This is a genomic window from Bifidobacterium merycicum DSM 6492, assembly GCF_900129045.1.
In the GTDB taxonomy this organism is placed as follows: Bacteria; Actinomycetota; Actinomycetes; order Actinomycetales; family Bifidobacteriaceae; genus Bifidobacterium; species Bifidobacterium merycicum.
Genome location: NZ_FQTX01000002.1, coordinates 1 through 21508, shown reverse-complemented (window position 1 = coordinate 21508; position 21508 = coordinate 1). Strand labels below are relative to the sequence as shown.

Annotated in this window: 15 protein-coding genes, 3 tRNA genes and 1 riboswitch; of the genes, 4 read left to right on the top strand and 14 right to left on the bottom strand. The window is 62.3% G+C overall.

Going from position 1 to position 21508, the window contains the following annotated elements:
• Position 1: 1 nt before the first annotated feature.
• Complete coding sequence (gene dop, locus BUB29_RS02670; protein ID WP_033522007.1) at positions 2-1645, bottom strand: depupylase/deamidase Dop; 1644 nt, start codon at positions 1643-1645, stop codon at positions 2-4.
• Positions 1646-1681: 36 nt separating this feature from the next.
• Positions 1682-3268 (bottom strand): proteasome ATPase, encoded by a 1587-nt coding sequence (gene arc / locus BUB29_RS02665; protein ID WP_033522009.1) that lies wholly within the window; start codon positions 3266-3268, stop codon positions 1682-1684.
• A gap of 159 nt (positions 3269-3427) precedes the next feature.
• Here arc and serB point away from each other — a divergent pair, with 159 nt between their 5' ends.
• On the top strand, positions 3428-4108 hold the full coding sequence (serB, locus tag BUB29_RS02660; RefSeq protein WP_033522011.1) for a phosphoserine phosphatase SerB: 681 nt from the start codon (positions 3428-3430) through the stop codon (positions 4106-4108).
• A gap of 45 nt (positions 4109-4153) precedes the next feature.
• Here serB and fmt read toward each other — a convergent pair whose 3' ends face one another.
• The 11 genes from fmt to BUB29_RS02605 all read right to left on the bottom strand — a co-directional run bounded on the left by fmt (position 4154) and on the right by BUB29_RS02605 (position 19597).
• A complete protein-coding gene (gene fmt, locus BUB29_RS02655; RefSeq protein WP_033522013.1) occupies positions 4154-5122 on the bottom strand; it encodes a methionyl-tRNA formyltransferase in 969 nt (322 codons plus the stop codon).
• A gap of 470 nt (positions 5123-5592) precedes the next feature.
• The gene (locus tag BUB29_RS02650) at positions 5593-6297 is read right to left on the bottom strand and encodes an HAD family hydrolase (protein ID WP_033522015.1); all 705 of its coding nucleotides are present in this window, start codon (positions 6295-6297) and stop codon (positions 5593-5595) included.
• Between the two features lie 133 nt (positions 6298-6430).
• Positions 6431-8917 carry a primosomal protein N' family DNA-binding protein gene (locus BUB29_RS02645; protein WP_033522017.1) on the bottom strand — a complete coding sequence of 829 codons (2487 nt, stop codon included), beginning with the start codon at positions 8915-8917 and terminating at the stop codon, positions 6431-6433.
• A 242-nt stretch (positions 8918-9159) separates the two neighbouring features.
• Positions 9160-10377, bottom strand: coding sequence for a methionine adenosyltransferase (gene metK, locus BUB29_RS02640; RefSeq protein ID WP_033522019.1), 1218 nt, complete (start codon positions 10375-10377; stop codon positions 9160-9162).
• Positions 10373-10431, bottom strand: a riboswitch (SAM riboswitch). (Overlaps the previous gene by 5 nt.)
• A 171-nt stretch (positions 10432-10602) precedes the next feature.
• Entirely contained in the window at positions 10603-10887 is a 285-nt protein-coding gene (gene rpoZ, locus BUB29_RS02635) for a DNA-directed RNA polymerase subunit omega (RefSeq protein ID WP_003825734.1), read from the bottom strand.
• A 136-nt stretch (positions 10888-11023) separates the two neighbouring features.
• Positions 11024-11257 (bottom strand): hypothetical protein, encoded by a 234-nt coding sequence (locus BUB29_RS02630; RefSeq protein WP_033522021.1) that lies wholly within the window; start codon positions 11255-11257, stop codon positions 11024-11026.
• A gap of 465 nt (positions 11258-11722) precedes the next feature.
• The gene (locus BUB29_RS02625; protein WP_051914822.1) at positions 11723-12931 is read right to left on the bottom strand and encodes a DUF3322 and DUF2220 domain-containing protein; all 1209 of its coding nucleotides are present in this window, start codon (positions 12929-12931) and stop codon (positions 11723-11725) included.
• Between the two features lie 267 nt (positions 12932-13198).
• Positions 13199-13420: a hypothetical protein gene (locus tag BUB29_RS02620; protein ID WP_033522150.1), complete on the bottom strand. Its 222-nt coding sequence runs from the start codon at positions 13418-13420 to the stop codon at positions 13199-13201.
• Positions 13417-16899: an ATP-binding protein gene (locus BUB29_RS02615; RefSeq protein WP_033522152.1), complete on the bottom strand. Its 3483-nt coding sequence runs from the start codon at positions 16897-16899 to the stop codon at positions 13417-13419. Before BUB29_RS02615 ends, BUB29_RS02620 begins: the two co-directional genes overlap by 4 nt.
• Positions 16899-17936, bottom strand: a complete 1038-nt coding sequence (locus tag BUB29_RS02610; protein ID WP_073117573.1) for a DUF4194 domain-containing protein — start codon at positions 17934-17936, stop codon at positions 16899-16901. The genes BUB29_RS02615 and BUB29_RS02610 overlap by 1 nt, the downstream gene beginning before the upstream one ends.
• Positions 17937-18073: 137 nt before the next feature.
• Positions 18074-19597 (bottom strand): DUF3375 domain-containing protein, encoded by a 1524-nt coding sequence (locus tag BUB29_RS02605; protein ID WP_033522154.1) that lies wholly within the window; start codon positions 19595-19597, stop codon positions 18074-18076.
• 500 nt (positions 19598-20097) lie between these two features.
• On the opposite strand from BUB29_RS02605, the gene BUB29_RS02600 reads away from it, so the two are divergent.
• From BUB29_RS02600 to BUB29_RS02590, 3 genes are all read left to right on the top strand, one after another.
• Positions 20098-20169: transfer RNA gene (locus tag BUB29_RS02600), tRNA-Val, on the top strand.
• A 45-nt stretch (positions 20170-20214) separates the two neighbouring features.
• A tRNA-Val gene (locus BUB29_RS02595) sits at positions 20215-20287 on the top strand.
• A gap of 33 nt (positions 20288-20320) precedes the next feature.
• A tRNA-Gly gene (locus BUB29_RS02590) sits at positions 20321-20396 on the top strand.
• 556 nt (positions 20397-20952) lie between these two features.
• On the opposite strand, the gene BUB29_RS10055 is transcribed toward BUB29_RS02590, so the two are convergent.
• Positions 20953-21508: hypothetical protein (locus BUB29_RS10055; RefSeq protein WP_234945677.1), on the bottom strand; the 556-nt coding region annotated here is incomplete at its 5' end.

The following is a 21508-nucleotide window of genomic DNA, read 5'->3' as shown; positions in this document are numbered from 1 at the left end:
TCTAACTACGCCCGGAGATTGCGCCGAGAGCCTGAGACGCGCTGCCTGCATGTTCCAGCGCGTCACGGGTCCGAGCCGCGCCGAAAGCGAGCGGATCGGACATGTCGAGATCGACGAGGCCATCCCGGCCGACCGCCCGCACCCGTTCCGCGGAAGCGTTGCCATACACGTTGTCGAGCGTATCGCGCAACGCTTCCGGCCTACGCACCGTGATATGCGACCAGCTGGCAGCCACGATCTCATCAGGGAACCGCCGAACCAGCTCCGCACGCAGCCAGGCGCGAGTCTCCTCCGGCGCGGCGGACGCGGCGTGGTCAAGTCCCTGATCATCCACCACACGCTCGGTCTTCGATTCGACCTTGGCATAAATGGACTCCGCCGGGTCGAGCGCCGCCCACCGCAGATCGATGGCGGCCAGACGCGGATCCGACCAGTCGGCACCGCCGAGCCTGCGACGCATCCGCTCCAGCAACTGCCATTTGAACAGCCACTCCACACGCCCCGCCTCGGCACGCATGGCAAGACGCTCATCGTCGGAGGCATGCCGGATCGCCGCGATGTCGGCGAGCGCCTGCCCCCACATGGCCATGATGTTGCGCGTCTGCCGGTCCTCCCATGCCGGTTCGCCCTTGGTATCGGTGCCGAGCACCATTGACGCGACCGCATACACCGCGCCGCGCAACCGCACCTGCATCTGCCAGGCGGTTATGCTTCCGCCATGCTCCAACGGCAGCTCGGCTTCCAACCCAAGATCATGCGACACGGTATGCATGGCTTCGACCGGATCTGCCAAGCGCAGTCCCTCGATAAGTCCGTGCACGTCGAATCCGGCCTCATCCGCATGTTCGAGCATCCACAGCAGCATGCTGGTCACGCCGAGTTTCAACGCCTGAGGCACATCCATGCGGTTCGCGTCGCCCACGATCACGTGCAGACGCCGGTATTCGCCCGTGGAATGGGATTCGTCGCGCGTATTGATGATCGGACGGTCGAATGTGGTCTGCAAACCGATCTTGGCGTGAATGTAATCGGCACGCTGACTGAGCTGATAACCCGGCTCCTCGCTGCGCTCGCCGACACCGACGCGACCCGAACCCGCCCAAATCTGACGTGAAATGAAATGCGCGGTCATCAGGCCCGCCACGTCGTCGAACGGTACACGCCGCAGCATCATGTAATTCTCATGCGTACCCCAGCTGGCACCCTTGCCATCCACGTTGTTACGATGCAATGCGATGACATGGCCGGTGACATGGCTGGCCTGACACACGGCGGCCAACATGAGACGGTCGCCCGCATGGTCGTAGGCGACCGCCTGGAACGGGTCGACGGTCTCCGGCGCGGAATATTCGGGGTGCGCGTGATCGACATAAATGCGCCCGCCGTTGGGGGCGATGACATTGACGATGTTAAGCTGCGGGGAGTCGGTGAGCATCTCCGGCCGGGCGGCGGCGCGATCCAGACGCGTGCCACGCGCATCGTTCACCGGATCCTCCTGCCGGTAATCCCAGCGAATATGCCTCGTGCGCGTATCCGCAGCCGCACCCACCACATCGAACGACAGCCGCACCGGCTGATAATGCGCCGCACCAACCTGCGACACGGCATACTCCGTCTCCGTGCCCATCACACGCAACACGCTCATGATCGTTCCCCTGTCCTTTCCAGCCGAGTCAGGCTCCTACGCACGTTCCGCTTCCGTTTCCGGAACCTGTCTGATGGCGGTGATGCTGCCCGTTTCGAACCCGTTGACACGGCTCCACTGCTCGGGATCCGCGTCAAGCAGCGCATCACGCGTCTCACGGAACTCGTCATCCACCGCCGCGGCCAGCAGATCCGCATCCAACGCGACCTGCCCGCCCGTCTCAATCGAAGCCTTGACCGCACGCGTCTTGGCACGGTCGACAATGTTCTTCAGGCTCGCGCCGGACACCACATCCGCAAGGAACAACCCACGCCAACGCCCGTTCGTATCACGCACCTGCGCAAGCTCACGCCGCGCGGACCTGGCCATGATGTCACGCACCAGCACCGCCGCAAGCGCGGAAGCATCCATCCCCTGCCGCAACGGCAGATCGTCGGTGAGATAATGCCGCACAATCGCCACCGCAGATTCGGCGGACGGCCTGTCGACGCGGATCTTCACATCGAGACGACCGGCACGCAGCACGGCCGGATCGATCATGTCCACACGATTGGACGCGCCGATCACCATCACATTATCCAACGATTCCACGCCGTCAAGCTCGGTGAGGAACTGCGGCACGATCGTGGTCTCCACATCCGAGGACACGCCCGAACCGCGCGTGCGCAGCAGCGAATCCATCTCATCGATAAACACCACCACCGGCCGGCCATCCGCCGCGCGCTCGCGTGCCCTGGCGAAAATCAGACGGATGAGACGCTCCGACTCGCCCACGTATTTATTGAGCAGTTCCGGGCCCTTCACCGAGAGGAACACGCCGCCGCCCGCGCCGGATTCAGCGGCGAGTGCATGCGCCACGGCCTTGGCGATAAGCGTTTTGCCGTTGCCGGGAGGACCGTACAGCAGCACGCCCTTCGGGGCGCGCAGATTGTAACGTTCGAACAGTCCACGATGCAGGAACGGCAGTTGGACGGCGTCGCGGATGCGTTCAATCTGGGCGTCGAGGCCGCCGATGTCGTCGAAGGTGACGTCGGGGATTTCCTCAAGCACCAGATCGAGATCGTCCTCCTGCGGCAGCAGGCCGATGGCCAGACGGGCGGACGGTTCCACGAGCACGCGCTGCCCGTTGGACAGTTTGGCGAGCGCCAGTTCGGACGAGCGGCGTACCGCGGTGAGGGCTCCGCTGGCGTCACGCACCAGCAGGCGCCCGTCGTCGAGCACTTGCGTGATGGTGCGCACCACGCCCACGTCGTCGGCGGCACGCTGGTCGACCAGCACCATCGATTCGTTGAGCAGCACCGTGTTGCCCGCGGCGAGTCTGGCGACGTTGAAGTTGGCAGCGACCGGCACGATCATGCGCCTCGTGCCGGCGATCACCTCGGCCGAAGCGTGCTGTACGCCGTATTCGTCGGTGCGGGACGATTCGACGCGCACCATGGTGGCGAAGGTCATGGGCGGTTGGGCCAGCTGCGCGAGTTGGGCGCGGGCCTTGTTCAGTTCCTTGCCCGCGCGGGTCAGGGCCTCGGCCAGCGCATGGTTCTTGGCTTTCAGCTGGTCGTTCGCCTGCGCGAGCGCCTGAGCGGATTGCTCGGCGTTGAAGTCATCCTGCCTGCGATCATCCATGAGTGCGTCCTTTCCATGTCCCTGCGCCCGCCGACGTCGTTCGTCGCGCATACCGCTACCGTACGTACCACCGTCGTACGTACTACCGTACGGCTTCAGCGGCCCGTTCGGCGGCATTTGTCCCAGTGTTTGTCCCAACGTTTTCCCACAATCGAAAGCATGACTTCACCCGTTTCGCCCGCCAGCACCGCATCCGCCAAGCCGTCCCTCGACCGTCCCGGTCTTCTGGTGATGGATGTCGATTCCACGTTGATCGATGAGGAAGTGATCGACGAGTTGGGCGATGCCGCCGGTTGCGGCGAGAGGATCGCCCGCGTGACCGAGCAGGCGATGCGCGGCGAGCTGGACTTCCGCGAGGCGCTGCGTGCACGCGTGGCGCTGTTGGAGGGTCTGCCGGTTTCCGTGTTCGACGAGGTGTACCGGCGTATCCATTTCACGAACGGCGCGCATGAGCTGATCGACACGCTGCACGCGCACGGCTGGAAGGTCGGCGTGGTGTCGGGAGGATTCCATGAGGTCGTGGACCGTTTGGCGGATGATGCGCATATCGACTACCGTTTGGCCAACCGCTTGGAAACGCGCGACGGCGTGCTCACCGGCAAAGTGTTGGGCGACATCGTGACCAAGCAGGTGAAGCTGGATTCGCTGCACGCCTGGGCGAGCGAACTGGGACTGCCGATGAGCCAGACCGTGGCTATGGGTGACGGGGCGAACGATATCCCCATGATTCTTGAAGCGGGGCTCGGCATCGCGTTCTGCGCGAAGCCGAAGACGCGCGATGCCGCTCCCGCGGCGATCACGACGCGCGACCTGCGCTTGGTGCTCGATTTCCTGAACTGAGGCTGGCCCGAAACGGGTGTTTCGGGCCATTTCTCCTCTACGGGTTCAGTCGAGATACGCGGTTTCGGCGAGGCGGGCGCCACGCGCCCAATCCGCGGCACGCATGGCCTTCTTGCCCTGCGCCTTGACTTCCAGCAGTTCCAACGGCGTGCTGCCGGTGCCCATCCACACGTTCTTCTTGCCAGCCCGCAACTCGCCCGGCTTCAAATCGGCCGGCACGTTCGGACGTTCCATATTCGCCGGGATGGCGCCCAACACATGCAGGGTGATCGACTCCCCTGCGTCACCCGTGGCGTGCAGTTCGGCCCAAGCTCCCGGATTCGGCGTGCACGCACGGATCTGACGATCGATGGCTTCGACCGTGTCGCCGACCACGATATGCGCGTCCTCCACGCTGATCTTGTGCGCGTATTCGGCCTGCTCGTGGGCTTGCGGCGTGAATGTCGCGGTGCCGTCGCCCACTTGGGCCAGCGCGTCCACGTACATCGGCGCACCCTCGTCCGCCAGTCGTTCCAACAGTTCGCCGGAGGTTTCGCGGCCGGTCAGTTCGACGGTCATGGAGGCGATCACCGGACCGTCGTCGAGCCCCTCACCCACTTTGAACACGTCGGCGCCCGTGGTGGCGTCGCCCGCCCAGATGGCACGCTGCGCCGGAGCCGCGCCGCGCCATTTCGGCAGATTGGAGAAATGCAGGTTGTACCAGCCCAGCGGCACCGCATCGAGCACGGCCTTGGGCAGGATGTTACCGTAGGCGATGACGGCGGCGATGTCGGCGTTGAGCTCGGCAAGAGTGTTAAGGAACTCCGGATCGCGCGGCTTGTCGGTGAATACGGGGATGCCGAGTTCCGTCGCCGCGGCCTTGACCGGGCTCGGCGCGAGCTTGCGTCCACGCCCCACCGGCGCATCCGGGCGGGTGAGTACACCAACCACCTCGAACCGGGGATCGGCCGCGAAGGCACGCAACGACGGCACTGCCACTTCGGGTGTGCCTGCAAACAGCAATCTCAACGTCATGTTATTCTCCTTGTTCCGCTGTCGCATGTGTCCGCGGATTTCCCGCCACGCGACTGTCGCTTATAGGTTCCTACCTTGCGCGGTCCTTCGACGCGACGCGTCGGTTTACGCTCCAAGCACGAGTATATTGGCCCGGCATCGACCCTTCTCCGCTGGGCGTTGTGCCGTCTCGCTTATCATCTCGCTTATATATGGCGGATTCCGTGGCCTTCAAACAGCCAAGTGGCTTATATATGGCACGTAAACGGCGAAATCGCAAGTAGCATCCTTGGTATTCCACCGTCCATACTTGGGATATCTCGTTTTGGGTGCCATATATAAGCCACCTAGCGCAATCGGGACCCCGGAATCCGCCATATATAAGCAAGATGGCGCAGCGGACCCGTGCGCCCGGGCAGTTGTTGGCGGCTTAACGGTCGGCATTGCGACTGGAAGCCGTAAAAGCCGCCCCGGAAAACTCACTGAAAAACTCACTGAACGTCAGGGATGGCCACACCGTTGGCGATCAGCAGCTCACGCAGCTTCACCGGATCGCGGAACCGGATGCCGCGAATACCCGCGTTGTTCGCGCCGACGATGTTCATCGCCTTGTCGTCCACGAACACCGCGCCTTCGGCACCGATGCCGAACTCTTCCAACGCCTTCTCATAGATCGCGCGGTCGGGCTTGCGCAGCCTCACATACCCGGACACCACTTTGCCGTCCAGCTGGCGCAGGATCGGCGTGGTACGTTCGGCGATCGGGTACAGCTCCTTCTCCCAGTTCGACAGGCCCCACACGCCGATGCCCGCCGCCTTGAGATCGTTGATGAGCACGCGGGCGCCCGGCACCACGCCGGTGAGGGAATCCTCGAAGTTCTCAAGGTAATACGTGAGAATATCGGCCCACTCGTCGCCGTGGGTCTCGCGCATCCACGCGATGCCCTCCTCGGGCGTGGCGCCGGCATCCATGCGGTCGTTGGCGTCGTAGAAGCCGGAGATGTCGTTGTCGAGGAACTGTTCGATGGTTTCCGCACTGTACCGTGGGATGAGCACCGCGGAAGGTTCCCAGTACAGCAGCACGTTGCCGAAGTCGAAGATCACGTCGGTGATCGGCTTGCCCGCGTTCACGGCGGCTTCGCCCTGTGCCATGAGCACGTCGTATTCCATGTCCGGTTCTCCGGGCCAACCCTTCATCGTCCGCTCCTTGCCTCGCATTGTCGTTTCCGGCCGGACGTACCGCTGGCCACCGTCCGTTTTCCGCATTCATTATGCCGCATGACGCGCCGTGACGCGGCTGTGGCGCGTATCACATGCGGCGGCGGGAACATCAGATGAGATCCTTCGGGTCGAGTTGGAATCGCAGTTCGCCGAACTCGCGTGAGGCGACATGGCGTGCGACCTCGTGTTTCAACCGTTTCGCCAGCTCCTCGCGTCGCGCGTACGGCACGCGCACCACGGCCTTGACACGATCGGCGGTCGCTTCCAGCTCGCGCGCGTTCAACGTGCGCGGCTGGGCAATCGGCACCGGGCCAAGCAGTCCCGGCCATTCCATGTCGAAGTTCACCATGCCGTCATCGCCGCGACCGGACGGCGTTCCCCCACCGGTTGCGGCGATCATCTCCCCTTGGGCGAAACCCGCTTGTGCGGCGCGTGGAGCCGGGCATACCGCCATGTCGCCGCCGATCACGCCGATACGCTCCAAGGCGACACGCACCGATTCGGCACGCCCCCACACGCAAGCGACCGCCGCCGCGGGCGGCATGCCCGTGCCGAGACGTTCCGCCAACTCCTGCTTGGCGAGGATGGAGGAATCCCAGAGCATCAGCGACTGGGCGATGGCCGGATATGTTTCGCCGAGCAGCAGCACCTGTCCTCCGCGCGTACGCGGTGCGCACAGCGATGCCACCCGCATCCATGAGGCGAGCGTATCCACACGCGCGTCGAGGCCCGGCTTGTACAGGCTGTTCCATGCGTCGAGGATGGCGACGGACGCGTATGAGCCGTACGGCGTGTTGGCGTTCCTGCCGCCATTCGCGCCATTTGCATCATTCACGCCCTTCATGCCCTTCATGCCATTCACGCCGTTCGTGTCGCCTCCGGATACGCGGATGCGCGGTTCGGCGCCCGGAGTCGCGATCACGATGACGGGCCTGTTATCGATGACCTCAATCGGACCGTTCGGCTGGCTCGGGCTGGACAGCAGGACCGGCACGCCACGGAACAGGCCGCGCAGCTCGTCGGCGGTACCGGCCGCGCCGACATGCACCACGCGCAGGCGATCGCAATGGCAGTACCGGCATCGCCAATTCACGGCGGCGAAACCGCACCAGCGGCATCGCGGCGCGTCGGCACCACTGCCTGCACCTGCGCCGGTGGTATGCACCCGCTGCAACGGGCCTGTGCACCGTGCGCATCTGGCCTGACGCAGGCATTTCGGGTTCGCGCAGCTCAGCGCCTCAGCCACGCCGTCGGCGGGAATGGAGAACAATACCGGCCCGGAGCGCAGCGCCTGACGGATGTTGTTGACCGCGGTGTGCGGCACGCGTGCGCCGATCGACGGGTCGGCGAGACGTGCGAGCTCGTCGCGGTTCAGCCATCGCACCCAGGGGGTGGCGTCTTTGAGCACGCTGGGCAGCGGGCGGATCGCCACGCTGGGGCCGCTCACCGCGCTGTTCACGTCGATGCCGCGTCCACCGGCATTCCAGCCGGTTCCGCCTATTCTGCCAGCTCCACCGCATTCCAGCTCCCATTGGCTCAGCGGACTGCGCGCGTTGGCGAGCGCCACGAACGTGCCACCGTGCAGTCGCGCACGCAGGCGCATCACGCCGCGCCCTTGGGCGTAGGGGACCATGCCGTCGGCCTGCTGGTAGGCGGCGTCGTCCATGATCGCGAACAATGCCGGCCCTTCCACCGGCGCGTACATGGCGGCGCGGGTGCCGATCACGCATTTCACGCTGCCCGTGGCGATGGCGAGCCATGCGCGGTAGCGGTCGGCTGGGGGCAGTGCGGCAGTGAGGACGGCGACGTCGCCGGCCCATCCGCCGGTTTCCGAACCGTTGCGCGCAAACCGCCGCAGTCCGAACGCTTCCAGTTCACGCATCATGAGATCGGTTTCACGCGCGTCCGGCAGCACCGTCACCGCGGCATGCCCTGCGGCCAACGATTCCACGGCCATCCAAGCCAATGCCCGCGCGGCCGAGGCGATGCCCGGCAGCGGGTCGACGATGAACGCCCGGAACGCGTTGCCGTGCAAAGCCGAACGCAGGTCGCGCACGCCGGCATCATACGAACCGATCATCGTTTCGAACGCCCGGCCCGCAGCCTCGTTCAACCGTGGCGGCGTGATGCCGGCGCGGCCGAACGAGGCCGTAAGCCGCTGTTCCTGTTCGACTTTCGCCACGCGGGGCGGGATCGCGAGGCGCAGGATGTTGGCACGGGTGCCGCCGTAGGCTTCGGCTATGGCGGTGATGTCGCGCCGCAACGCTTCGGATACGCGCACTCCCCCGACGAACACGCGTTCCACGTAGCGCAGCGATGCAGCGGGCACTTCGCTGGTGGCCGTGCGCTCCCAGATGATGCCATTGACGCGCTGCCCGCCGAATCGCACGCGCACCATCGCGCCCGGCAAGGCATATTCGGAATCCTTCTCGTCGATGAGATAGTCGAAGGTCTGCCCCAAATGCGCGGCCTGGATATCCAATACCACGCGCACGACCGGATCCACGCTGGCCTTGGTGTGTCTGGACGCGCGAGAGCGGCGCTTGCGCGGGGCCAACCCGTCGAGCGCCAACTGCTCCGCATCCTCGTAACTCATGGTTCCACTATAAGTGCGCTGGTTGCGAAGCGGCGGGCATGCGGGCGGGCGTGGGTATGGAAACGCCGCCGCGCAACCGGATTAGGGTCGCGTGGCGGCGTGTTTCGTTCGGATGCGTCGGCTTGGGTTCGCGGCTGGGCTCAAGGCGGATTCAATCCCAAGACGGACTCACTCTCAAGCCGGACTCAAACCCAGACCGAGTTCAGTCCCAAGCCGAATTCACATCCAAGCCGGAGCCGCACTCAGGCCTGCGCGATGACGGCCTTGAGCTCATCGATCTTGTTGAGGCGCTCCCACGGGAATTCGACGTCGATGCGGCCGAAATGGCCGTATGCCGCGGTCTTCTCGTAAATCGGGCGCTTCAGGTCGAGTTCGTCGATGATCGCTGCCGGGCGCAGATCGAACACCGTGCGCACTGCGGCGGCGATCTGATCGCGCGTCACACCGATCTCGGTACCGAAGGTCTCCACGTTCACGCTCACCGGGTCGGCCACGCCGATGGCGTACGCGACCTGCACCTCCACACGATGCGCCAAGCCGGCTGCCACGATGTTCTTCGCCACCCAACGGGTCGCGTAGGCGGCGGAACGATCCACCTTGGACGGATCCTTGCCACTGAACGCGCCACCGCCATGATGGGCCGCGCCACCATAGGTGTCGACGATGATCTTGCGACCGGTCAGACCGGCATCGGCCGCGGGGCCGCCGAGCACGAAGGAACCGGTCGGATTCACCAGTTCGCGGTAATCGTCGTGACGAACCGTATCGCCCAACACGTCGGCGAGCACCGGGTCGATCACATGCTGCTTGAGCTGGTCGGCGAGCCACGCCTGGGTGACCTCGGGGTCATGCTGCGTGGAAATCAGCACGGTATCCACGCGCACCGGCTTGTCATCGTCGTCGTATTCGATGGTGACCTGGGTCTTGCCGTCCGGGCGCAGATGCGGGACGATGCCCTCGTGGCGAACCTGGGCCAGACGATAGGCGAGACGATGCGCCAAGTAGATCGGCAGCGGCATGTACACGTCGGTTTCGTCGGTCGCATAACCGAACATCACACCCTGATCGCCGGCACCCTGCGCCTCGTAGCGTTCCTCACGGCTGGCTGCGGACTCCTGTTCGGCGCTCAGACGCGCCACCCCCTGGTTGATTTCGGAGCTCTGCTCGACCAGCGCGACCAGCACGCCGCAGGAATCGGCGTCAAGGCCGACCTGGGAGCTGGTGTAGCCGATGCGGCGCAGCGTTTCGCGCACCTTCGCCTGAACATCCACATAGCCTTCGGAGCTCACCTCGCCGAACACCATGAACGTGCCGGTCGCGGCGCTCACCTCGGCCGCGACGTGGGACGACGGATCCTGCCTCAGCAAGTCGTCGAGAATGGCGTCGGAAATCTGGTCGCACACCTTATCGGGGTGGCCTTCGGTTACGGATTCGGCGGAAATAAGCCGCTTTTCAGTCATATCATCCCTCTTTCGGACTTATCGCCCCGCTCTTGGGCGAGGCACAATGATACGTTTGGTTTTCTTATTTTTTTCGGGCATGAATCGGCCGGAGCATTCTCATGGGAACATGTTCGGAGCACATGGGGGAACACCGGCTTCGGCATACCGTCATGCCGACTATAGCAAAGGGTCTGCGCCGGCATGGGAACCAGCGCAGACCCTAACGTTTCTTACAAAAAGCGATCAGTTGCCTTCAGTCAGATCATCCTCGCCGAGGGTTTCCTCCAGCAGGCCTTCGTCGATCTCACGGAAGGCGATAGACAGCGGCTTGTCCTGGCTCTGGTACTCGACCAGCGGGCCGACGTTCTGCAGCAGTCCTTCGTTGAGCTGGGTGAAGTAGGAGTTGATCTGACGTGCGCGCTTCGCAGCGAAAATCGCCAGTGCGTACTTGGAATCGGCGTGCTTCATCAAATCGTCGATAGACGGAGTCGCCAGTCCGGTGGGGGTGGGCTCAGTGCCGAATGCCATATGCGTTATCTCCAAACATGGAAAACTATCTTAACCGCGCCAAGTATAGCCTTGGGCGAAGACTATGACGGGATGCGCTCCGGGTGCTTCCGGTGATTCCGTTGCCCATGGATGGCGTGGCACCGAACGGAGCGGCTCAGCGCTCGTCCGCATCCGCGTCGGCGTTGCTTGCGGAATCGGTGTCGCTGCCGTTGGAGACGGCGGATTCGTCAGGCATTTTGCTCAACAGCAGCATGCCGAAGCAGACGCCGCCGGTCGCCAGTCCGAACGATCCGGCCACGATCGCCTTGCCCATGATGCCGAACACCAGCGAACACACCGCCAGCATCATGCCGAACATGCAGAACACCGCGTACTTGTCCAATTTCATGCCCTACTCCTTCGATTTCGTCACGATTCGGCGATCCTTGGCCATCGTAGCCCACGCCAGCCCCGGCAGCATCTCCCCTTTTACGCCGTTTTACGCAGTCCGGGCACCTCAGCCCGTTCCATCGCCGGCGCGTTCGCCGCGGAACGGTGGCAAAACGGCAGCGAAACGGGATATCTCGCTTATGTATGGCAGATTCGGGCTTTCCTCGGCAGCTAAGTGGCTTATGTATGGCACCGAAACCGGGATATGGCGAGTATGAGGTTTGGAATCGCAGCGCCCGTACCCGCGGTTTCGCCTATCTGGTGCCATATATAAGCCACCTAGTAATTTCCGAACCACCAAATCTGCCATGCATAAGCGAAGTAGCGCCCTTCCGCCCTGTAATGGGCATACGTCCACGCCGAAGCGCAGCCATCTCTCTCCCCCCCCCCCCATCGCCACGGGCACCATCACGTAGTCGCGCAATCATCCGGCGACGGGAAAGCCGAATGCCCGTAGCCGCTCGACGGCGTCCACGATGGGAATGCGTTCCTGTTCGATGCGCAGATAATTCACTCCCTCCCCGGAACATAACGATTCATACAACGCCCGCTCATCCTCGCGCAAACCCGGAACCTCCGCGGGATTGCGCAGTTTCAGTCGTTCACCCTTCGGCGTATACGCGGTGCCGAACCGTTCGTACCGCGTACAGGATTCAACATCCATGAACAGGGATTCGCAGTCGATTCCCGATTCCCGCACTTCCGAAAGAATCTCCAATCCGTCCGCATCCATGTCACCCCAGTAGACGACATGCGGTATGTCTGCGATCCACGGCAGCAGCGCCGCGATACGGTTCGCCGCCCTACCATTGCCGAATATGCATAGACCGTTCTCAATCTCCGGCATTTCCTGATACGTGTCCTTGTTCTCCACAATCACCGCATAGTCGAATCCTGCGCAATCGGCGTTGGACCACGGCTCGGTGACATACAGATCCGGGTATCCGCGGTGGGCGGGATCGAGGTAACGCAATCGAATCTCCCCCGGCCGCTCCTTGAAGTCAAGTGCGTCACGCCCCAGCAACAGGCAGATCGCCTTGCGCCGCTCGGAGCTTTTGCCACCCAGCCATTTGGTGGAGAATCCGGGTATCGGCACTGCGCGTGGGCTCATGCCCGATGCATCATGTTCCGCGAAATAGTGCGCCGCCTGACGCACCAGATCGAAATCGAGATCTGTTGCATCATCGAGTTTCCGAATGACTTTGACGACCGCCTCATCGGAAGCGTTGAACTCCTCCCGCAGGCAGCGCAACCGCCGCCGCGTGATTCGGTAGCGGCTCGCGCATTCCCTGCCGGCAATACGCAATGCCGTGCGCTCATCCGGCACGGCAATGTCCTTCACGAGGGTTGTTTTGCCGCAGTTCGCCCCTTGCAGCCGGAAAACCTCCGTATACTGGCAATCGTGCGATTGCGCCCATTGCCGTAAGACTTTCGTGATGGTGATGTATGTGTTCGAATCGTTTTCGAATTCGCTTTTGGAGGGTTGCGGGGCGCGTACCGTGTAGGGCCAGACCTGAAAGAGCGCAAAACGCTGCTTGTCGAGATACTGTTCGACGAACGCCCTGAGCTGTTTGCCGATGTTCGTCTTCACCTGCGCGTCGGTTCCCGACAAGTCACCGATGTTCCACTTCATTTCACGCTCCGATCCCGTGCCTCTTCGCACGATTACTTGTGGCCGTTCCTCGTGTCGATGCGCCGGGGATATCGGCGATGTGCCGGCACCGGGGCACTTGTGAAACGGATGGAACAGTTATTTCGCTTATGTATGGCAGATTCGGGGGTTTGGAAATTACTAGGTGGCTTATATATGGCACCAGATAGGCGAAACCGCAAGTACGGGCGCTGCGATTCCAAGCCCCGTACTCGCCATATCCCGGTTTCGGTGCCATACATAAGCCACTTAGCCGCCATGGAAGGCCTGAATCTGCCATGCATAAGCGAAGTAGCGCCTTCCGACGCACAACTGACGCACAACCGACGCATGGTCTGCCGCGTCGACCGTTCCAACCGTGCCATCAGCCTCGCCGACACCATCGGCCGTCACATCGTCAACGCCGCTCAGGCCGCCCGCGTCACGCCGCTTCGTTTCCGCTGGCAACGCTGGCAGCACCGGCAGCGTCACTCACCACTCGTATCGCCCGCGTCATCCGAACCGGACGCGGCATCCATATCGGCGGCGATTTCGGATTCGAGACGGTCGATCTCGTCGGAGGTGATCTCCTGCAGATAGGAGTGCCCGTCCGACGCGTCCTTGTACGCCACGTACGCCTTGGTCGCCACTTCGAGGATCTCGGCGGTTTTGCTTTCCGGCGCGGACACGATCACCTGGAAGCCGAGCTTCGGCAGCACGCTCAGCGCACGCTGCGTGTACCGGCCGTCGGCCTTGATGAGCGCCTCGTCGAGGAACAGCGTGGTGTAGGTCGGCTGTCCGGTCACGTCGCCGCCCAGCAGGTAGATCAACGCCGCACCGTAGATGAACGAGGTCAGCTCCTGCAATGCGCCGCCGGAACGCCCACCGGTCGAGGTGATGCGCTCGTCCGGCCCGTCCTCATGCTTGACGATCGCGTAGAACGAGCAGCGGCAGCGCGGGTCGAGGTTCTTCGCCCCGTAGCTCTTGATGCCGTTCGTGTCGCGCACCTGGCCGAGCTCCTGCTGCAGCCGTTCGATGAGCGGACGGCACTTGGCGAACATTTTGCGCGTGGCCGCAGGATCGTTCTGATCGCTCTGCTTCCAGTCGGTCAGGTCGCCGATGGTGTTCTTCATCAGCCCCACGAACTCGTGGTCCGGCCTGCGCACGTCCACGTCGATTGACAGGCTGCCGTGGCGCGGGCCGAACTGCTGGCCTTCGAGCATCGCATTGATGCGGTCGAGCTGTTCGTCGATGCGTTTCGCGTCGGTGTCGACGGCGCGGGCGATCTGCATGAAGCTCATGCGCAGCTTGTCGAGGCTGTTCACGTACTCCTCGTCCGTGGCTTTGCGCGTGCTGAGCATGTCGAGGCTCCGAAGCTCTTCGACGAAGAACCGGTATTCCTCCACGCTTGCGATGACCGTATTGTCGTCGGGCGCGTAGGTTTCCAGATAATCCGCCATGCGCGTCTCGACGTTGGCGCGCATCACGCCCGCCTGATCGTCGAGCGAGACGATGCGTTTGCGGATCGCGTTGCCGACGCTGCGCAGAATACGGTCCGCATATGTTTCGTTGCCGCCGCCGAACGCGCCGGACACGATGAGCGCCGCGCGGTTTTCGCTGGAGGACACGCCGTACGCGGCCTCGTAGACGTCGGCGAGCTGGTTGGACAGGTGTTCGGGGATGAGCGAATCGTCGAATTCGCCGCTGCCGTACGAGTCGAGCCATTCACGTTCCTCGCGCACGGTTTTCGCCGCGCCGTCGCGTGCGAGCTCCGCCATGGCTTTGGCCCTGTTGGCCTGGCCGAGCTGGGCGTACAGGCCTTCACGCTTGGCGGTCAGTTCGGCGAGTTCGGGGTTGCTGCGGATTTCCTCGATGCGCGCTTTGAGATCCTCGACGGCACGTTCGGCGCCGACCACGTCGACCTTGGACCATTCCATGTCGGAGACGAGGTTCGCCAATTCCTTCTGATCGCGCAGCAGGTCCACTTGGCGTTTCGCCCGCTCGTGGCGAATCGTCGCCTCGGCCAGCTTTTCGATGGCCTGTTCGAGCTTGCGCTGCAACTCGGTCAGGTACCGTTCGTTGACGAAGCCGATGATCATGTGCGTGTTCTTGATGCCGTGGAAGCCGTGCGCACCGGACTTCAGCTGGCCGTCCGTCTGCACTTGGCGTTCGTCGCGGTTGTCGTCGTCGATCGTGGTGACGCATTTCGCGTCGAAACGTTCGGACGCGACCTGTTCCTTAAGCCATCCGGTGAACGGGGAGCCCGCTTTGAACCGCAGTTTGCTGGACATCCAGCCTTTTTCGCTCGCCGTGTCGTAGGAGGTGCCGGTGTCCACGAACTGCCAGGTGCGGCGGATCATGAGACGCGGGTCGATGGCGCTGACTTTCTTGGCGAAGCCTTGCTCGTAGCGCTTGTCGACCAGAATGGTTTGCGCGATCGGCGCGTAGGTGACGTTCATCGCCACGCGCCAGGTTTCGGAATCCTCGCGCACATCCATGAGTTCGGCCACGTACGGCAGGTGCTTGGGGTCGAGGCCCACGGCTTCGGCGAGCATGTTGCGCGCCTCGTCCATGGCTTGGGTAATGCGGGTTTTCTGGTTGCGCTGACGGTTCAGGTCGGCTTGCAGGCTTTCGCGTTCCTTGCGGCAGTCGCGCACCTCGTCGTAGATTTCGTCGCGCTGGTTTTCGCGCTGCGCCTTATCGATGTCGTAGGATTCGATGGCGTTGTTGATGGCTTCGCGCTTGGCGTACCACTGTTCCTCGTCGGTCGGCATGGTGTCGCCGGCCTGCCGGAAGCGGTTTTGCACGCTTGTGCGCTGCTTGCGGGTCTCTTCCGCGTCGCGGCGGGCACGGTCGAGTTCGCTTTCGAGACGTTGCAGCGTGCCGTCGTCGAGTCCGCTGATCTTCGCTTTGACTTCGTCGAGTTCGGCTTGGATGGTTTCACTGTCGTGGCATGCCGCGGTGTAGGCGCGTTCCTGTTCCTCGCGTTCGCGTTGCGCCGCGGGCAGGCCGGCACGCACTTCGCCGGCCATGCGGGACCTTGCCCATGCTTCGAGTGCGGCGCCGCCCTGTTCGTCGTCGGGGTTCACCGCGTCGAATTCGCGCCGGGCCTGCAATGCTTCGGCGTATTCGCCATACAGGTTCTGGATGTCCTGCAGTTTGGCGATGCGCTTGGCTTTCTCCTCCATGCTGCGGAAGTTCTCGTCGTAGCGCAGATAGTCGTCGATGGTGGTGCGCGCGAGTTCCAGCGCTTCGGGCACGCCGAGCACGCCCTGCTTGAAGATGTCGTCGAGTTTGGACGGCGCGTCGGCGGATTGGATCTTGTGCAGGAGACGGCACGCTTCGGGGCTCAGGCCCATTTCGCGCCAGATGTACGCGTGGAAGGCTTCCGCGTTGAGGAAGGAATCGCACTCCGGGTACGCTTTCTTCAGCATGGTGGCGGTGAAGGGCGTGTCGCGGAACCGGTCCATTGCACGTGGGTCGATTTTTCGATCCCAGGCGATGTACTGCCTGCGCACTTCGCCACGCCCGTCGCCGGATGCGAGGTAGAGGAATTTGCCGCAGGAGAGCACGGCTCCGGTGGTGCGGTTCAGGTAGGTGTCGACGATGGCGCCCCACACGGCTTGCGGCGCATCATTGGCGTCGCGCCCGCGCAGGTAGATCGGCGTTTCGCCGTTTTCGCCGTCGCTGGAGCCGACCATGCCGCGCAGATACGTGTAATCGTTGCGTTCGGATCGGCCTGAATTGGAGGCTTTATTGTAGGGCGTGCCGGTCGGGTAGAGCAGGGAGATCTGCGCGTCGACCAGCGTGGATTTGCCGGATTCGCTGGCGCCCGCGAGCAGGGTGACGGGCAGTTTGTCGCTCATGGACGGCTTGAACTCGCGGTAGCCCTCGTAGGAGCCCCAGTTGATGACCTGGCGGCTTTCCAGCATCCACCGGTCGGCGATGATGTGCATATCGTTGTCAGTCATCACTGATCCTCCTCGTTCTCGTCGATGATCGTCGCAGTCTCTTCGGTCGGTTCGCCCGGCTCGGTCGACTCGGTCGGCTTATTCGGTTCATTCGGTTCATTCGGTTCGGCGGCGGGTTCCGCGATCTTCACGAGCGGTTCGGGTTCGTCGAAGTCCAGCATGTCCTGTTCACCGAAATCCAAGGCATCCTGCTCACTGGCATCGCCGGAACCGTCAGAATCGCCTGAACCGTTGGCATCGCCGGCATCACCGAAATCACCGGCATCCACGCCTTCCACGGAATCAGACGGCTCCCCTGTCACGGCGGCCCCATCCCCATCCGAATCATCGACCTCATCCGCCGACACGCCCAGCCACTGATCGGCCACGTCACCGTCCAGCACCACCGGCACCAACGGCGTGATGAGATACATGTCGTCCGCATCGCCCTGCTCGAGATACCCGTAGGTCATCATGCGCGAAATCGTGGCACGGATCTTCTTCGCGGCCGTCTCCTCATCATTGCTGGACGCCAAATACCCCGCGCCCGTGGTGAGCGCCGCGCGAATCTCGTCATGGCTGATGATCCAACCTTCCGCACCGGTGCGCGTGTTCTCGTATTCGAGCACGCGGATGCGCAGGAAGGCGAGCATCGCCGCCTCCTCGCGCGTCAGGCTCGCACGCGTCTTCAGGGAACGGATGCCCGTCTCCGTGCCGTTGACAGGAGCCGCATACATGATGCGGTACTTGCGGTTCTCCTTGAGTTCAAGCAGATCGTTGTTCAGCGAGCGCATGACGGCGTCACGGATGGCGCTGTCGTCATGCACCAGCCAATACATGTCATCGCTGATATACCGGTCACGTTTGAGCGCGATCGCGACCATACGCGCTTCGGCCGTCATATCACCGGTATCGCCGTTGAACAGCGCGAACGGATTGGCGACCGCCTCGGCCGGAGCATCAAAGTCATCCGCCGCGGCACCCGTCGCATCAACGGCCTCGGCGGCCCCAGCGCCGGCAACCGCAGCAGCCATCACATCACTCGTTTCCTGTCCCATACCGTCTCCGTCCCGTTCCATCACGATGTTCCGAATATTCCAGCCGTTTCGATTGACCCCGCCGGCAATCCCACCGGTAATCCCACCGGTAATCCCACCGGCATAAGCGCCCGCGGCCCGCGTACCCGATACGACACTCATACACGCTCCTCCCCCACGATCTCGTCAAGGGCTTCGGCGCTCGCCACAATCGGCTTGGTACGCCACACGCGCGGCCTGCCATCCAAGGTCACGCAATTCCATTGCACGTATTGCGAGCCGTTCTGCACATGCAAGGCGCTGAGGAATCCGACGAGTTCGCTTTCGCGGCGCTCGCGTTCGGGCAGACGGTTGAAGCTGGCCGCGAGATCCACGCGCCCGTCGTCGAGCGTGCACGGCGATTGGCGGATCAATGCCATCATGTGCCGCAGACGCGGGCCGCCGACCTCGATCATGGCTTTCAGATCCGGCGATTCCACGGAAGGGATGTTCTCCCGCTCGTCAAGGCTCGGCGGGGCCGCATGGATCATCGGTTTCGCAGGCCTGGTGGGCAATACCGCGAATTGCGCCGTGCCCGTGTCGGTACGGTACGGCCGGGAGGAGTTGCCCGGAACCGCTTTCGCTTCGGCGCTGGTTTTGGCGAACAGGCGGTTGAGTTTGGCGAGCATGGTGCGGTAGCGCGTGTCGGTCTGCTGGCGGACCAGTCGGCTCACGGCTTCGTCGGAGGCACGCATCTGACGGCGCACGTCCTCGATGCCTTCGTAGATGCGTTCGAGTTCGGCACGGACCTGGTTGAGCAGCAGCCCCGGTTCGCCGGAAAGATACGGGTTTCGGGCGATGTCGCGCACGGCTTCGTCGATTTCCTGACGGCCTTCCTCGGTGACGATGATCTGGAACGCGTCTTCGAAACGCCGGCCACTGTCCGACTCGGTGAAGGATCGGCGGTATTCCTCGTGGTAGGCGGTGAGGATCTGTTCGACGGACATGGCGCCGGCTTGCATGCGACGGCGCAGCGCGTCGCCGTTGTCGCGTTCGGCGAGCACGAGCTCGCGCAGGTCGATGGGGACGCCACGCAGGGTGTTGTGCACCACGTTGATAATGTCTTCGACCTGCTGGGACGACAGTTGTTCGACGGTTTCGCTGTGTTCGAGCCGTTCGATTTCCTTCTGGCGCTCCTCGATCTCGCGGTTGAGCAGTTTGATGCGTTCATGCGGGTCGGCGGTGAGCTGCATGCGCGCATGCTCGATTTCCATGATGATGCTGTTGGCCTGTGCGCCGGACAGGGTTTGCGTGGTGTCTTCGAGACGGGCCAAGGCTTCGATCGCGCGATGGGCGCGGGCGGTGAGACGGTACAGGTAACGGTGGGATGCCACGTCGAGCGAGTTCGCCAGCCAAGCATAGTCGCCGTCGCCTTCACGCGACAATTCTACGAGGATGCGACGGGCCGCTTCGGCCGGGGTCTGATCGTCTTTGAGCGTGTATTCGCCGGTTTCCACGAGTTTGGACAGTGCGCGGGTGAAATGCTCTTCGAGTACTTCCCTCGGCAGTTCGCCGGTCAACGGTTCGAATGAGGAACGGAGCAGCGCCACGTACAGTTGCGAATTGTTGCGCATCAGCAGTCGCAGCACACCGGTTTCATACACCGGACGAAGACGCTCCATCTCAGATCGAATGTCGCCCAACGTCCCTCCTGTCGTCAATATCCAACGGCTTTCAGCCCAGCTGTCCATTGTACATTCCGCCCCTCACTATGCGTCTGGGCGATGACGGGCGTGGCATACTCTCGGGCCCCGGTATCCGTCTCCTCCGTCGCCTTACGTACACATTTGTTTACCAGACGCTAAAAACCCAGCAAAAACGTCTTTTCTTGCTTGCGCTTCAGGTTTTCTATCCTATAATTCAGCCTGTCGGAACGTTCTCCTTTCGCAGGTGCGAACCTGCTGTTCCGTTCCGACCATCGGTACTCCGATGCATCTCCTGACAACGGGTGGACCTCCGAACCGGTGGTCCACTCTTTGTTTTGCGCGAGGCTTCGCACTGAGCATTCGCCGCTGGGATCGGCGACCGGGAGGTCCGGCACTTTCCGACACGAGTCCGGCACTTTCCGGCACCAATCTCCCGCGGGCGACACGCCGACGATTTGGCGTTACCAACGAAAGTGGCGTAGGCTGACACTCGCTTCGGGCGGTTGGCGCAGAGGTAGCGCACTTCCCTGACACGGAAGGGGTCACAAGTTCGAATCTTGTATCGCCCACGCGAAGCGGATGAGAAGCTCACGAAAGTGAGCGGAACATCTTGCGGGTGATTGGCGCAGCGGCTAGCGCACTTCCTTCACACGGAAGGGGTCGTAGGTTCGATTCCTACATCACCCACTGAATTCTTGCTTCTCACGGCAGGAATTCTTTGCGGACATAGCTTAGTTGGTAAAGCGCAACCTTGCCAAGGTTGAGACCGCGGGTTCGAGTCCCGTTGTCCGCTCCAAATTGAGAAAGGCTCCCTTACGGGGGCCTTTCTTGTATTTCCGGACAGCTCTTTTCTCAGAGCTTTCTTGGCTTCCCCGTTCCCCGGCTCTCTGGCTTCCGAACTCTCAGACTCGCGGCCCGGGAGCGGTCAACGTCACCTTCATCATGCTTGGCCCGACGAACAGTTCCAGCACGACCTGCAGAGTATCACACCCACTCACCGCAACCTCCGACTCGATTTGATCGGCCTTCGAGACACTGCTCTACAACGACCTGCCCGGCTTCCGCAGCGGCCTTCGACGCGTTCGAGACCCCCGAGCAGCTCTCTCCTTCCGCGTGCTCGTTCCCTTTTTCTTTCCGTAATGTCCGTCATGGTTTCCGTTCTTAGCTCATTGGATTTCGACTGCTTTAACCGGACAAATTGTTGGGAGCAGCGGAAAAGGATGTTGGGCGTATCACGTCATGCGCCATCTATGTTTTTACGAATGGTGAAGTTAATTCAGGAAATTATCCCCGCATGCGCGGGGAACACTCATGCTTCGGAAATAACCAAACCGTCTGGAATGAAATCTATCTTATAGCGATGGAGCGTATAAAATCAGAGCAGGCATCGTATACCGAAGCCATAATAGGATAATCGATTGGCTAATTGTTGTTCCGCCAAAAACAAATCCATAGCACTTGGGATACATGTCGACAATAGTGCAGCAAAGCAAAATCGAAAGAAGCGCTGAACCAGTCTTCATTAGCAGCAATACAATTTGCCGACCGAGACCTCCATCGAAAAACACTGACGAGAGCAATGTCTGAGCAATCGGTCCAAGACAAAACGCGATTCCAACCATGAGCACCACTTCCGCAAGAGCTACAGGAAGGAAAATAAGCCCCAAAATTCCGCCTGTCACCGCTCCCATGACCAGCCCGATATAAGTAAACGATGTGATATAGAAGGAAAGACTCGACAACAGGTCGCAAACACTGCAATAGCCCCCCGAGACGAGAAGAACGGCTCCTAGCGACAATCGGCTCAAAAAAGACTCTTCTTTGTCACCTCTGAAACCAACATCCCCTACGGCCCCAACACACCCCCATGTGGTAAGTCCTTGATCTGACAGGCATCTGAAACGCGCA

Excerpts from the sequence above, each read along its gene's own strand:
- metK (WP_033522019.1), bottom strand. The coding sequence starts at position 10,377 with ATGACTGAAAAGCGGCTTATTTCCGCCGAATCCGTAACCGAAGGCCAC.
- dop (WP_033522007.1), bottom strand. The coding sequence starts at position 1,645 with ATGAGCGTGTTGCGTGTGATGGGCACGGAGACGGAGTATGCCGTGTCG.
- BUB29_RS02615 (WP_033522152.1), bottom strand. The coding sequence starts at position 16,899 with ATGACTGACAACGATATGCACATCATCGCCGACCGGTGGATGCTGGAA.
- rpoZ (WP_003825734.1), bottom strand. The coding sequence starts at position 10,887 with ATGGCATTCGGCACTGAGCCCACCCCCACCGGACTGGCGACTCCGTCT.
- BUB29_RS02610 (WP_073117573.1), bottom strand. The coding sequence starts at position 17,936 with ATGGGACAGGAAACGAGTGATGTGATGGCTGCTGCGGTTGCCGGCGCT.
- BUB29_RS02625 (WP_051914822.1), bottom strand. The coding sequence starts at position 12,931 with ATGAAGTGGAACATCGGTGACTTGTCGGGAACCGACGCGCAGGTGAAG.
- BUB29_RS02650 (WP_033522015.1), bottom strand. The coding sequence starts at position 6,297 with ATGAAGGGTTGGCCCGGAGAACCGGACATGGAATACGACGTGCTCATG.
- BUB29_RS02645 (WP_033522017.1), bottom strand. The coding sequence starts at position 8,917 with ATGAGTTACGAGGATGCGGAGCAGTTGGCGCTCGACGGGTTGGCCCCG.
- arc (WP_033522009.1), bottom strand. The coding sequence starts at position 3,268 with ATGGATGATCGCAGGCAGGATGACTTCAACGCCGAGCAATCCGCTCAG.
- serB (WP_033522011.1), top strand. The coding sequence starts at position 3,428 with ATGACTTCACCCGTTTCGCCCGCCAGCACCGCATCCGCCAAGCCGTCC.
- BUB29_RS02630 (WP_033522021.1), bottom strand. The coding sequence starts at position 11,257 with ATGAAATTGGACAAGTACGCGGTGTTCTGCATGTTCGGCATGATGCTG.
- fmt (WP_033522013.1), bottom strand. The coding sequence starts at position 5,122 with ATGACGTTGAGATTGCTGTTTGCAGGCACACCCGAAGTGGCAGTGCCG.